The sequence below is a fragment of the Streptomyces sp. NPDC052236 genome (assembly GCF_044548015.1).
Lineage (GTDB): Bacteria > Actinomycetota > Actinomycetes > Streptomycetales > Streptomycetaceae > Streptomyces.
Genome location: NZ_JBIUBL010000009.1, coordinates 17,876 through 30,447, shown reverse-complemented (window position 1 = coordinate 30,447; position 12,572 = coordinate 17,876). Strand labels below are relative to the sequence as shown.

Here is a 12,572-nt window from a genome sequence, read left to right as displayed (position 1 = left end):
ACGTACAACTTTACCAGCTTTGAACCGGATATCGTTTAACGGGGCGTCGAAACCGCAGGTCAGACGGCTGACTTGACCGCGGTCCGACTCTTAAGGCATGCCCCCCGCCTCGGGCAATCCTCTCGGAGTGGGTCAGCCGCAGGGGAAGCGTGAAGCGGGGTAGTGCCCGCCACAGTTGGCGCAGTACCACGTGGTGGAGTCGATCCCGAGGGCTGCGAAGAGACGCCAGATCATTCGCCGTTCACCTACTCGTCGCGGACTGGATGCAGGGCGCACAGAACCCCGTTCGGGTCGTACACCGCTTTCGCCTGAGCAAGCCTGCGAGCTGCATCGATGTCGGAATCGGGGGCAACCCCTTTCGGTGAGGGAGCGGCTGGCAAATCGGACATCCGCCGTGCCGCACGCCACAACGCCACGACTCCCACGGTCCACACCGACAGCACCCCGGCGGCGGGCGGGACGGCGAACACCACAGCGACCACGGCGCCCGCGAGGACGACCAGGACGCACCCGCCGGCCGTACGGCTCGGCTTCTCCTCGCCGCTCATCCGATCGCCGCGTACACGTTGTCGCCGAGCCAGTTCGCGGACAGCGCGAGGGGCACCGCGGCGAACCCGACGATGCCTGCGGAGGTGACGAGGCGGATGCCGTACCAGGCACCGCGCTAGGCGGTCACTGCCCTGCCCTGAGCCCCGACGGCGGCACCCTCGCGGTCGGCGGCGACGCGGGCACCCTCCAGCTCTGGGACACCCAGACCCGGCAACCACTCGGCGGTCCCCTGCCGACCCCCGGCGAGGCGATCGACTCCCTCGCCTTCAGCACTGACAACCGCACCCTGTACGCGAGCGGCGCCCACGTCGCCCTCCAGCGGTACGACGTCGACCCCGCCCAGGCGGTACGACGCGTGTGCGCCCGCGCGGGAGGGGAGCTGACGCGGGCGCAGTGGAGGACGTACGTCCCGGATGCGGCCTATAGGAAAGTGTGTCACTAGGTGGGGTGTTTACGGCTACCGGACTGTTCACCGGTCTCTTGACGAGGTCGGTTACTGTGCATGGCTGAGTGACCCGACTGGGGTCAGAGCAGACGGAGGACAGGGCTGTGTCGGACGAGGGGCGGCTGGTCGCCGGGCGCTACCGGCTCGTCGAGCACATCGGCCGCGGCGGTATGGGCACAGTGTGGCGGGCCGAGGACGAGGTGCTCGCCCGCCAGGTCGCACTCAAGCGACTCCACACGCAACCGCACCTGTCCGACGACGAGGTCGCCACGCTGTACGAGCGCACCCGCCGCGAGGCGCGCAGCGCCGCCCGGGTGGTCCATCCCAACGTGGTCGTCGTGCACGACGTCGTGGAGGACGACGGGCGGCCCTGCATCGTCATGGAGTACGTCCCCGCGCCAACCCTCGGTGACGTCCTCAAGGGCGGACACACTCTGCCGCCCGAGGAGGCCGCCCGCATCGGCCTCGGCATTATCGCCGCCGTCCGGGCCGCGCACGCCGCCGGCGTCCTGCACCGCGACATCAAGCCCGGCAACGTCCTGCTCGGCGCCGGCGGCCGGGTGGTCCTCACCGACTTCGGCATCGCGCAGACCGCCGGCACCTCGACGCTCACGCAGACCGGGGAGATGGTCGGCTCCATCGACTTCATGGCTCCGGAGCGGATCCGCGGCCAGCAGCCCGGCCCCTCCTCCGACCTGTGGTCGCTGGGCGCGACGCTGTACCAGGCGGTCGAGGGGCGCCCGCCGTACCGCCGTGACACCGCCATGGAGACCGCGTACGCCATCGCCGTGGACCCGCTGGAGCCGATGCGGCAGGCCGGTCCACTGGAACCGCTCATCGAGACCCTGCTGTCGAAGAACCCCGAGGACCGGCCCACGGCGGAGCAGACGGAACGGGCGCTGCGGGCCACCTGGTCCGGCGGCTCGGCGGCCACGCTGTCGGCCGGGGTTGCCCACGACGGCCCCGAGGGCACCCCGGACACGGCATCGACGTCCCCGACCCCGCCCGTGCCACCGGAAAAGGGCGGCCGGGGCCGGAAACGAGGCCGTCGCGTCCTTGTGGCTGTCGCGATCGTCCTGGCCGCAGCCACCACGGCCGGCACGCTCTACATGTCGTCGCAGCGCGGCGACGGTGATGCGACCGACGCCCGGAGGACCAGCGCTACGCCCACCCAGACGGCCGCGCCCTCGCCCGTCCCCGACGGCTACCGCCTGGTCCGTGACCAGCCGCTCGGCGTCTCCTTCCCCGTACCGGACGACTGGAAGCAGAAGACGGGTCCGGCCGACGAGGTCACCTACACCGACCCGACCGGCCTGGCCGGCATCACCATCGGCATGGTGGACCCCGCCGGCTCGCATCCTGTTGAGCACTTCAAGGACATTGAGGCGAACACCAAGGCGAACTACCCCACGTACCGCAGGCTGCGCATGCAGAAGACCACGTTCAAGGGCAAGCCGGCCGCGGTGTGGGAGTTCACCTTCCACGGCCGTGCCCGCGTCTTCCGCGCCATCGACCTCGGATACGGCGTGGCGGGTGGCCGGGAGATCGAGACCACCCTGCCCGCGGTCCTCGCCGCCCCGCAGGCGGCAGATGAGTGGGCCGCCGGGCGGCTCACGAAACCGCTGAGCCTGTCCGTCGGATTCACCGCCGCCACCCCGGCCCTGTCCCGTCCCGGGCATCCCGCCCTGCCCCCTCCACCGGCCAGGCCGTCAATACCGCGAGTAATGGTCAAGACCTGTGGATCGGTGAAGTTATCACCTGATACTCCGGCGCCATCGGATCTCGCCTTCGTTCCATGCGTCGCTGGATGTGAGCCCGGCGGCGGTGGCGATGGCGGCGGATGCCTGATGTTCGGTACTGAGAATTGCTCGCTGCTGGACGGGTGCGGTTGTTGGGGTTGCTGTGCTTCTCTGCGGTACCGCAGCCTGATGCCTCAACCCGGTTGCTGTAACTGATCTGGACCGCTACGCGCCAGGAGCCCGGTACTGGACTTGCTCCGCTGTGTGCAGGGCCTCCATTGTTTCATCGACGGTCAGGAGAACAGTCGTCTCAAACGAGCTAAGCGCGCCGCCTCCGCTAATCGCCAGCGCAACCGCGGCCATGGACACGTTGTTTGGGGCCTCCCACAGGTTGTAGCCGTCGTGCGTGCCGAAGGCGTACCAGAAGCCATGGAGCTTCCCGCCGACGGACTCGATGTACGACTGAGCGGCCTGTGCGCGGTCCTCCGGGTGGCCGATCAGCCTCGCCCAAGTCTCCGGCGTGTAGCTGAACCTCGATAGATAGAGCGGCATCATGTCTCCCTTTCGTTCCATCAAGGGATGCCCCGCGGGGAGGGAAACGCGCCGGCGGCGGCCCGCGTATCCCCCAAACGGCCGGGGACGATGAGCGGCAGGGCGACAGTCGGCGGATGAGAGACCCACCCGGGCGGTGTGGAGAGGCTTTGGGCGGGAGCTGCCCGATGGAGCACGACGAAGGCCCCCGACAGGTGAACGGTCCGAGTTTTGCGTCTGCCCTGGTGGGCGGCAGCCGGATCGGGAGAGCCTGCGGTCATGCGCTGGCAGCGCGAGCGCAGGACTTGCAGGGTGTACGGAGTGCCGCCGATGAAGGTGTGCAGAGCCGGATCGGACAGCACCGCGGCCATCTCCTCGGCGTGCTCGACGTGAAGCGGCAGCAGGTCCAGCCGCCTGGTGCCGATGACCTGGGCGGCGATGGTGTTCACGCCGCGACCGCCGCGGGGAGTTCGACGAGGTGTCCGCGTTCGAAGCGGGCTCCGGCGCGGACCAGGGCGACGAGGTGTGGCGCGTTGACCGCCCGCCGGCGGGCCTGGGCGGACTCGACGAGCTTGAAGACCATGGCGAGGGCGGCGGCCGCGCTGCCGGCACCCCGGGTGACCTTGGTCCGCAGGCGGACGGTCGCGAAGGTCGACTCGATCGGGTTCGTGGTCCACAGGTGGATCCAGTGCTCGGCGGGGAAGCCGTAGAGCTTCCCAATCGTGAAGTCAAGGCGCATCGAGGGAAGGCTGACCAGCTCCTGCAGGCTGGTCTGAAGGCGTGCTTCCCATGGGATTGCTATGGGTTTCCCCAGTTGGCAGGGAGGGGGGAAAGCCTGCTGCCGGTGGCCACTGGTCGGGGGCTCCTCTTCAGTGCAACCTCACCATCCGAGCTGTTTCTCGCCCAGGACCTCGCTGCCAATGTGCGCGGCCAGCTTCTGGGCTCGCGGCAGGTCGCCCCAATTGGTCACGTGGACGAAGACAGTGTGATGCTCAATCCATCGGCCCAACTGGGCCTGATCGCCGTGGAACACGACCTGGACCCCGTCGTAGGCGGCCACCCCGCATTGTTCCGCTTCCGGTTCATCCGGCCACAAGCCGTACCAGTCGATGGCGGCCACGCCCTGGCCAAGAGCCGCTACGAAGCGTTCCTCCACGCTCCCCCTCGGAACATCCACCATGACGTGCAGTGGCAGGTGCGGCTCCAGTGAGGCGTCGTCCGCCGTCGTAACGTCGAGGCCGAACCAGACGTCCTCACGCGCCTTACCGGTACACCTGTCCGCGCAGTCGAAGGTCGCCTCAGGCAAGACCGCAGCCATCTGCTGCACGTCCGCGATCGTCCGCAGCTCGGCAAAGACCCTAACCTCGTCGTCGCACTCTGTCAGCAGCGCGCACAGGCGCTTGGCCTGCGTGTATGCCGCCGACGCGTCGGTGGTCTGGAAAACGGGGTATGCCCTGGAGTTGCCCATGGACGGAACCGTCGCACGCCCTCGCAAGCCTCCGCCACCCCATTTCATGTGATCGCTGCGGTGAGTCTCCCGTCAGGGCTCTCTTAATCAGTTTCGCCGGTGTGGCAGCAGCGTGCTTCACGGTGCCCGGAGGGCCGGCGGAGGCATGACCTCATAGCAGCGCCGGTCCCGGATGAGGGCCCAGAGCACATTGACTCGTCTCCGCGCCAGGGCAAGAACCGCCTGGGTATGGCGTTTGCCTTCTGCTCGCCAGCTGGACGTCCGCATCGCGGAGAGGTCGGCGGGCGGCTCCGCGCCCGCGGGATCGCCCGTGCTCCGGCGTATCTGGATCCACAGCAGCCGCGCCGCCGCGCCGGTCTCCCGGGCCGGCCGTCGACGCGGGTCAGCCGGGCACTGCGCCCGCCCGGCGGCGGGGGCAGGACGCGCGTGGGAGACACCGTTCGCGCGCGGGTGCGGAACGGGGCCGGGCGCAGCTGGGCCAGGGTGATTCCGCTCACCGGCCGGAGGCGCTCCCCGCGCAGTTCGTAGCGGTCGATGCGTCCCGCCCTGCGCGTGAGGAGGTGGGGCACGCCGTCCTCGATCGTCGTCCAGCTGGATTCGAGGGGGCCATCGTCACCTTCGGGCGGTGGTTCGACGGTGACGCTGGCCTCCGGCTCGCCGTGGGCCAGCCGGAGGAACCCGGCCCGGCCGCCCTGTACACAGGTGACGACGACGCCCACGGCGTCGTGTTCGGCCGTCGGCGTGCCGAGTCTGCCGAGTGCGCCGGGCAGCGCCACCCGGAGGTCGTCCTCACCTCTGCGCAGGCGCAGCGAAGTGCGGTGGCGGCTCACGACGGCCGTCTCGGTGCCCACCGTCAGGCAGTGCCACCAAAGGGGTGGGTCGTCGTCCTCGTGGGTGATCCTTGGCCCGACGGCCGGGTGTTGCCCCTCGGCGTCGTGCGGTGTGCACAGCTCGATCGCCGTGCCGCCCGTGACGGTCCTGCTCGACGCGGTGGATTCCCGCCCCCGGTGGCCCAGCATGTGGTGGCCGGTACCGGCGCCCATGAGCCGCTGTCGGTCCGCAGCACGGCGTGGGACCAGTCGAGCCCGTCACCGGATCCCGGTGACTGCTCCGCCGAACCGCCGTCGGCCGCGGTGGCGTGCTCGACCAGCAGTCCGCGTCCGCTCGGGGAGGGTTCGCGGCCGCCCACGAGCAGCGGCGGGGTCAGCGTACGCAGTGCTCCCGTGGCCGGGGCGAGGACGGACACCGAGGCGCCGGCCAGGCACAGGAGTTCGGTCAGGCCGGGGACGAACGCGACATGTCCCGGCCCGGTGGCCTCGAACACCACCGGCCTCCACACCTGGTCACGGTCGCCCTCGGTCTCCGGCTCCGGGCCGCTCGCCGCGGGGTCGGGAAGCGTCAGAAGGGTCAGCCGTCCGTCCTGGCACCAGGAGAGGGCCGGCCGGCCCGGTCGGCGGGAGGTCAGGGAGAGCGCGGCCCGTACCCGCTGGTGGACAGTCAGGCGACGGGCCGTGTAGTCGGCGCTCCACGGGTGCAGGCGGTCGTCCCGCTGGACGAGGCCCGCGACGAGGGGCAGTTCGGGGTGCCAGGCGATCCCCGCCGACAGGACGGTGCGCAGCGGCAGCCGCCACGGGCGAAATGCGGGCGGGCCGCCGAGCACCACGCCCGCGTGCCGGGCGCGGGCCGGTGCGACACCGGTCAGGGCGGGGTCGACCGGCAGGTCCCGCCAGTAGACGGTCCGCGGGTTGTGGTCGGCCACGGAGGGCGGTTCGGCGGCGCCGAGCACGGCCCAGGCGGACAGGTCGGGCCGGAAGTGCACGGTTCGGGTTCGGGTGCGCCGGGCCCGGCGGACACGGCGGCCCCGGGGGGTTCAGGTGGCATGCGGTACGTCCGCTCCGGCGATGACGACGGTGTCGATCAGGGCCTTGACCGCCCCCGATCCCGGAGACGGGCGCGCAGACGGGGCCGCCTGCCGCGTCGACCGGCATCGCGCACGGCACGGGCATGTCCGTCATCCCGGGCGGGAGTTCGCTGCCGCTGCTGACCACGGTCATGCTCACGCGGTCCTGGCGCACCGGCTCCATCGCACCGATCAGCTGCTTGAGCGCCCGGCATGCGGGGCAGTTGTCCGACACGTAGAGCTGTATGCCGGCCACCGCTTCCCCGCAGCGTTCCACGGTCTCCTCCGCCCTCGCCCGCCGCCGGTAGGCCAGGAGCACGGCGACCGCCGTCGTGGCGGCGGCCAGCGCCGCGGTCGCCCCGCGCAGGCGCGGCCGGGCGGGCGGGCAGGTCAGCGGTGAGCAGAGCTGCCGCCACCGCACCGCCCAGGGCGTTGGCGCCGATGTGCGCCCGGCCCACGGTTGCCGGCCGGGCGGCGCCGAAGCATGCGCAGCGCTGTCCGTCCAAGGACTGCGCCACAGCGGTCAGCGTGCCGTAGGTGATCACGGCGGCGGCGGGGGCCGCGCGGACTGGACGGTACCCGCCGACACGGCGAACTGCCGCCTGGACGCGACCTTCTCCCGGAACCTGCAGTGGCACGGGCTGCGGTCGCACCGCGTCGAGGCGAGCTGGACGTTCCGCTCCGGACACACCGATGCGACCACGCCGCTGCCGCTGACGGTGGTGCGCTTCCAGCCACCGACCGACCCTCACGGTGTCGCTCACGCCGACACCCGGTTCAGGGTGCCCTTCGTCATCCAGCAACAGGGATTCCCTTCGCATTGGGACCTGCGTGCCGTCACGGGTGTGGCGCCCTACGACGACGGCGCCACCTGGACCCGCGTCCCGGCAACCACCTCGGGCGGCAGGGGCACGGCGTGGCTGACCCACCCGCCCGCGTCCACCGCCAGATGGGTCACGCTGCGCGCCGGCGGTGAGGACACCGCCGGCAACACCTTCAACCAGACCGTGATCCAGGCCTACCGGCTCGGCTGACCGCCTACCGGGGCCGGGTGAGAGGTGTCGCTCCATCTCCCACCCGGCCCCGGCCCTACGGTCAGTCCGCCCGCGGTGCGACGCGCTCGAAGCCGACGCGGTGTAGTTCGCCGGAGCGGTCGGTGATCACGTACAGCTCGCCGAACCGGTCTTCGGCGAACGAGCTGACCTGGGTCGGGAACTGGCCGATCGTGGCGCTGCGGTAGGTGCCGTCGTGGTTCTCGCGCACTGCCCATGCGGTCCCGGAGCACCAGTCGGTCGCTACGTAGGTGCCGAAGGCGAGGCGGGCGTGCCGGGAGCCGCGGTAGACGTGTCCGCCGATGACCGAGCAGCCGTCAACGCCGGTCTGGTAGTGGAATATCGGGTCAGTGTAGTTGGCGTCCGGTTCGCAGCGTTCGGCGTTGAACACCTCGGGTCCCTCCATACAGGACCAACCGAAGTTGAGCCCGCCGCCCGCGGCCCTGGCGTGGTTGATCTCCTCGAACGAGTTCTGACCGACGTCGGCCAGCCAGAGTGAGCCATCGAGCTTGTCGAACGAGAACCGCCACGGGTTGCGCAGACCGTAGGCCCAGATCTCCGGCCGGGCCCCGGGCGTTTTGACGAACGGGTTGTTCTTTGGGACGCAGTAGGGGAGCTCGCCGCAGGAGCGGCTCACGTCCAGGCGCAGGATCTTGCCGAGCAGCGTACCGAGGTTCTGCCCGGTGGCAAACGGGTCCCCGCCGCTTCCGCCGTCGCCAAGGCTCCAGTACAGGTAGCCGTCACGGCCGAACGCGAGCTGGCCGCCGTTGTGGTTGGTGAACTGGGAGTGGTCCTGGGTGAGCAGCACCTGCTCCCGCGCCGGGTCGCCGAGGGGGACCCGAGACAGCGTTAATGCTCCGTCCGGCTGGCGGGTGTAGGCCACGTACACCTGCGAGGTCTTCTGGAAGTCGGGCGCTGGGACGATGCCGAGCAGGCCGCGTTCGGAGGCGACGCTGTTCACCCGGTCGCTGATGTCCAGCACCGGGTCGGCGGCGAGCCCGTCCTTCGGGTGGAAGGCCCGGACCGTGCCCCGTTTCTCGGCGATGAGCATGCGCCCGCTGTGGTCGTTGGCCGCGGCCATCGCTAACGGTTGCTCCAGACCGGACGCCACCGGGGTGGTGACTACCGTCAACTGGTCCAGAGGCACACCGTGACCAGAAACGTCCGGCGCTGCGGCCGCGGCCGGCGCGACCGTGGCAGACAGCAGAGCAGCCATCGTCAACACGAGGCCTACCCGTCTGATTCCTGACATTCAAGCTCCTCTATTGGCGGACTCCATCGCGCGGTTACACGCACACCGGTGGTGAACGGTTCAGACGCCGGTGATCGAGGGTCAGAACGAGCTGGTGCCTCGACCTCCGCGGGCGGCTGTTGACGAGTTGGCACATGGGGTCGTCGAGTGGGCTGGCTAGCCGTCTGATCAGCGTCGGAAGATCCCAGCGTCCGGCCCATGCGTCCGCGTGCAGCATGGGGCCGGACGCGCAACAACGTGCCCCTCCGCGGCACCTATGTCTCCGTCCCCAGCCATAGGACAGTGGCGGTCCGCCCACCGGGCTCCACCTCCCCAGGTAGAGCCGAGTCGGACTTCGGGGCCAAGATCCGGGCCATTCCCGACGCCGAGTTGTCCCGGGCCGGCGAAGCCGTGCGTTCTCAGGCACGGTGGCTCGCTGACCCGGGACAACTTCTCCCTGTGGCTGTCAGTCCAGCGGTTCGATCCAGAGGTTCCTGAAGCGGACCTTGTTGCCGTGGTCCTGGAGCCGGATGGCGCCGGCCGCGGCCGATTCGGCGTCGCCGGCGCCCGTCGGGCCGTCCACTGCCACGTTGTCGTGGACTTTCCTGCCGTTCCACACCACGGTGATCCTGGCGTCATCGGTCTTCTGGCCCGCGGCGTCGAAACGGGCCGCACGGAAGACGATGTCGTACGTCTGCCAGGTTTCGGGTGCCGTGGCGGCGTTCAGGTCGGCGGCCTTCTTGGTGTAGATGGACGCCGCCTCGTTCGGGGCGAGCTTCTCCACTCCGTAGGAGTCCAGGATCTGGATCTCATACCGCTCCTGGAGGTAGATGCCGCTGTTGCCGCGGTCTTGCCCGGTGACGTCGTCCGGCAGCTTCGGCACCCGGAATTCGGCGTGCAGCCTGAAGTCGCCGAAGGCCTGTTTGGTGCGGATGTCGCCGCAGCACACCTCGATGGAGTCCTCGGAAGTATGCGGCCATTCGACGCTGCGGCCGTCGGTGTGCTGCCAGGCGGTGGAGACACTGCCGCCGGAGAACAGGTCGATACGGCTCCCGGTTCTGCGCACCTCGATCATGTCGAGGTTGACGTGGCCGGTGTCCTCTGGCCGATAGGTATAGGTGATGGTGTTGCGGCCTTTGCGCAGGGCGAGCCGCTCGGTCTTGGTGGACCAGCGGTTCCAGGCGCCGGTGAAGGGGAGGCTGGTCTGCTGCGCCTGTCCGCCGTTGACACTGACGCCAATTGTCTTGGTGCCGGTGAAGGGATGAGGGCCGTTGGCGTAGCGCAGTCCTACGTCGTAGCTGCCCTTGGCGGGTGCGTCGACCTCGAAGGTGGCGGTGGCGCCCTGGGCGCTGAAGCCGTCGACGAAGCCACCGCCTGTGTAGCCCGCGTGCTCGGTGTCGATGTCCGCTCCCCCGGACAGCCTTGCCGATTCGGCGTCGTACGAGGTGACGGGCTGCTCGGGGCCGGGGCGTGCGTTCAGCGTGTACCAGGCCTCGGTGGACCAGAGTTGCTCACCGGCGGCCGAGGCGAAGGGGCGTGGCGAGCGCACGTGCACCACCCGGTCGGTCTTCAGGCCGGGGATGGTGAGCCGGACCGTGCGACGGTCGTCGGACAGTCGGGCGCCCGCGACGGGGAGAACCTCCTCGTCGACCTTGGAGCCCCCGTACGCCGGGGTGGGGACGTAGCGCCACTGCTCGACGGAGTAGGCGCCGCTCGTCAGCTTGGCGGCGGTCTCTTCCGACAGGGGCTTGGTGTAGGTGAGTTCGAAGCCATCGCGGGTGGCGCGCATGGTCTTGATGTCGAAGACGCTCTTGCCGTTCGGCGTGAGTTTCTGAAGGCCGAAGCGGAGTTTGCCTTCCTGGCCCCAGTTTCCGTCGGCGCCAAGGCCTCCCGCGTAGATCGCACCGTCCGGTCCGGTGCTGATTCGGGTGATGCCGGATTCCAGGCCCTGTGTGTGCCGGAACACCGCGCCCTGGTATTCGCCGTCCACCTTCTCCAGGTCGGCGCGCTGGAGTCCGCCGTAGGTGACGTCGCCGAAGAGCATCTGCCCGGTGAAGGGCCCCTTTTTCAACAGCATCGGTGTGCTGGGCGAGTTGGCTATCTCGTTCTGCGGCAACCAGAGCACCGGCCGGGTGACCGTGCGGTCGTCGAACGGGCCGTCCGGGTTGGTGTAGTGGTTGAAGAACCGGTCCTGCTTGACGTGGAGCAGCTTGGAGGCGGGCAGCCAGCCGCCCTGATTGTCAGTGACGAAGAGCTCGCCCTTCGGGCCCCGTCCGATCCCGTTCGGTGTGCGCAGGCCGCCGGCCAGGTAACTGACCTTTCCGGTCTTCTTGTTCACTTTGATGGTGGTGCCGCGGTTCGCAGCAGGCTGCGGATCGGTCGTCGCACCGCCGTAGTTGATGGCGACGGACAGGTTCAGATAGAAGTTGCCGTCCTCGTAGAGCAGTCCGAAGGCGAACTCGTGGAAGTTCCCTCCGTACGGCCAGTCGGCGACCTTGCGGATCTCGCCCGCGGTGTTGCTGTCCTTGGTGTCGGAGAGCTCGGTCAGTTGGTGCTTCTCCGATACGTACAGCTTTCCGTCGACGTACTTGATCCCCATCGGCTCCTTCAGGCCGTCGGCGATCTTCTTGTAGGTGACCTTCTCCGGACCGGTTTCACCCGTGACGTCGTCGAGGACGTACACCTCTCCCTCTGTCTCGGTGCTGCCGCCCCACGTGGTCACGGCGAGCCTGCCGCCCGGCAGCCAGTCCATCGCGGAGACCTGCGGCTCGAAGCCCTTGGGGCGTAGATCGGTGAGGGTGTAGCCGGGGTTGACCGAGGTCAACGGGAGACCGTCGCCGGGGGTGTCATAGCTGCCCTCGCACTCTTTGCGGCCGGGGGCGGTGACACGGACGACGCCGGCGTCGGTACTGAGCACGGAGTTCGGGACGAGGGCGAAGTCGTCGGCGCCCGGCGGCTTCCACTGGAGGGTGACCTGCTGGCCGCCGCCGCGGTCGAAGTGGTCGATGCGCAGGGCGTGGTAGCCGGGGGCGAGGGTGATCTCGCCGTCCTTGGGCTCGGCGCCGTGCAGTCCGTCGTGGTCGATGACCTTTTTGTCGCCGATGAACAGGCGGGAGCCGTCGTCGCTGATCAGGCGGAAAGTGTATGTGCCGTCGGTGGGGACGTTGATGTTGCCGATGATCTGCGACATGAAGTTGTCGGTGAAACCGAAGCCCTCGGTGGAGGACCAGTCGACATTGGGGATCAGTTTGTCGACGTTGGGGGTCTGCGCCGGCTTGAGGTCGCAGAGCTTGCTCAGCGGGGCCTGCACGTCGAAGACGCGGAGGGTGACGCCGGGTTCTTGGGGCGGCAGGTCCGCGAAGGGCTTCTCGTCTGCGTCGGCGATGGGGGCCGCGAGGCCGCCGGCGAGAAGGGTCGCGAGGAGCAGCCCGGTGATTCTGCCTGGTCTACGGCGATGGCTTCGGAGGCGCGGGGCATTGCGTGGCGTCACTCTTCCTCCTGCTGGGCGCTGCGAGGCGGCGCGGCCGGGGCGGACCTCGGTCGCGGAGTGGAGTTCGTTCACGTACGGGTGCTGCGGTGGCATTCCGCCGTGATGCACGCAGATTGCCGTGCGAAACGACGCTCAGCGTACGAAGTGCACCTCGAACCGTCCATACT

Annotated in this window: 8 protein-coding genes and 5 pseudogenes; 4 read left to right on the top strand and 9 right to left on the bottom strand. The window is 69.5% G+C overall.

What is annotated here, in order from left to right:
- Positions 1 to 245: 245 nt before the first annotated feature.
- Complete coding sequence (locus ACIHCQ_RS16915; RefSeq protein ID WP_399663107.1) at positions 246 to 548, bottom strand: hypothetical protein; 303 nt, start codon at positions 546 to 548, stop codon at positions 246 to 248.
- Positions 549 to 682: 134 nt separating this feature from the next.
- On the opposite strand from ACIHCQ_RS16915, the pseudogene ACIHCQ_RS16910 reads away from it, so the two are divergent.
- Positions 683 to 991: pseudogene (locus ACIHCQ_RS16910) on the top strand (WD40 repeat domain-containing protein); the annotation flags it as partial.
- A 107-nt stretch (positions 992 to 1,098) separates the two neighbouring features.
- Positions 1,099 to 2,559, top strand: a pseudogene (locus tag ACIHCQ_RS16905) (serine/threonine-protein kinase); the annotation flags it as partial.
- A 399-nt stretch (positions 2,560 to 2,958) separates the two neighbouring features.
- On the opposite strand, the gene ACIHCQ_RS16900 reads toward ACIHCQ_RS16905, so the two are convergent.
- The 6 genes and pseudogenes from ACIHCQ_RS16900 to ACIHCQ_RS16875 all read right to left on the bottom strand — a co-directional run bounded on the left by ACIHCQ_RS16900 (position 2,959) and on the right by ACIHCQ_RS16875 (position 6,551).
- Positions 2,959 to 3,285 carry a GYD domain-containing protein gene (locus ACIHCQ_RS16900; protein ID WP_399663064.1) on the bottom strand — a complete coding sequence of 109 codons (327 nt, stop codon included), beginning with the start codon at positions 3,283 to 3,285 and terminating at the stop codon, positions 2,959 to 2,961.
- Positions 3,286 to 3,512: 227 nt separating this feature from the next.
- Positions 3,513 to 3,713: pseudogene (locus tag ACIHCQ_RS16895) on the bottom strand (GNAT family N-acetyltransferase); the annotation flags it as partial.
- Positions 3,710 to 3,973, bottom strand: a pseudogene (locus ACIHCQ_RS16890) (IS256 family transposase); the annotation flags it as partial. The pseudogenes ACIHCQ_RS16895 and ACIHCQ_RS16890, both read right to left, overlap by 4 nt.
- Positions 3,974 to 4,144: 171 nt before the next feature.
- Positions 4,145 to 4,732: a hypothetical protein gene (locus tag ACIHCQ_RS16885; protein WP_399662633.1), complete on the bottom strand. Its 588-nt coding sequence runs from the start codon at positions 4,730 to 4,732 to the stop codon at positions 4,145 to 4,147.
- A 117-nt stretch (positions 4,733 to 4,849) separates the two neighbouring features.
- Positions 4,850 to 4,981 (bottom strand): annotated as a pseudogene (locus tag ACIHCQ_RS16880) (IS110 family transposase); the annotation flags it as partial.
- Positions 4,982 to 5,585: 604 nt separating this feature from the next.
- On the bottom strand, positions 5,586 to 6,551 hold the full coding sequence (locus ACIHCQ_RS16875; RefSeq protein ID WP_399662631.1) for a hypothetical protein: 966 nt from the start codon (positions 6,549 to 6,551) through the stop codon (positions 5,586 to 5,588).
- Positions 6,552 to 6,736: 185 nt separating this feature from the next.
- Here ACIHCQ_RS16875 and ACIHCQ_RS16870 point away from each other — a divergent pair, with 185 nt between their 5' ends.
- Positions 6,737 to 6,871, top strand: a complete 135-nt coding sequence (locus tag ACIHCQ_RS16870; RefSeq protein ID WP_399662629.1) for a hypothetical protein — start codon at positions 6,737 to 6,739, stop codon at positions 6,869 to 6,871.
- A gap of 93 nt (positions 6,872 to 6,964) precedes the next feature.
- Complete coding sequence (locus ACIHCQ_RS16865) at positions 6,965 to 7,666, top strand: hypothetical protein (protein WP_399662627.1); 702 nt, start codon at positions 6,965 to 6,967, stop codon at positions 7,664 to 7,666.
- A 61-nt stretch (positions 7,667 to 7,727) separates the two neighbouring features.
- On the opposite strand, the gene ACIHCQ_RS16860 is transcribed toward ACIHCQ_RS16865, so the two are convergent.
- Together ACIHCQ_RS16860 and ACIHCQ_RS16855 are read right to left on the bottom strand one after the other, a co-directional pair.
- Positions 7,728 to 8,900 (bottom strand): PQQ-dependent sugar dehydrogenase, encoded by a 1,173-nt coding sequence (locus tag ACIHCQ_RS16860; RefSeq protein WP_399662625.1) that lies wholly within the window; start codon positions 8,898 to 8,900, stop codon positions 7,728 to 7,730.
- A 481-nt stretch (positions 8,901 to 9,381) separates the two neighbouring features.
- Complete coding sequence (locus ACIHCQ_RS16855) at positions 9,382 to 12,405, bottom strand: family 16 glycoside hydrolase (RefSeq protein ID WP_399662623.1); 3,024 nt, start codon at positions 12,403 to 12,405, stop codon at positions 9,382 to 9,384.
- Positions 12,406 to 12,572 lie beyond the last annotated feature (167 nt).

What these genes read in the sequence shown, in the direction of transcription:
- ACIHCQ_RS16870 (WP_399662629.1), top strand. Translation starts at nt 6,737, where the DNA reads ATGTCCGTCATCCCGGGCGGGAGTTCGCTGCCGCTGCTGACCACGGTC.
- ACIHCQ_RS16860 (WP_399662625.1), bottom strand. Translation starts at nt 8,900, where the DNA reads ATGGCTGCTCTGCTGTCTGCCACGGTCGCGCCGGCCGCGGCCGCAGCG.
- ACIHCQ_RS16915 (WP_399663107.1), bottom strand. Translation starts at nt 548, where the DNA reads ATGAGCGGCGAGGAGAAGCCGAGCCGTACGGCCGGCGGGTGCGTCCTG.
- ACIHCQ_RS16900 (WP_399663064.1), bottom strand. Translation starts at nt 3,285, where the DNA reads ATGCCGCTCTATCTATCGAGGTTCAGCTACACGCCGGAGACTTGGGCG.
- ACIHCQ_RS16885 (WP_399662633.1), bottom strand. Translation starts at nt 4,732, where the DNA reads ATGGGCAACTCCAGGGCATACCCCGTTTTCCAGACCACCGACGCGTCG.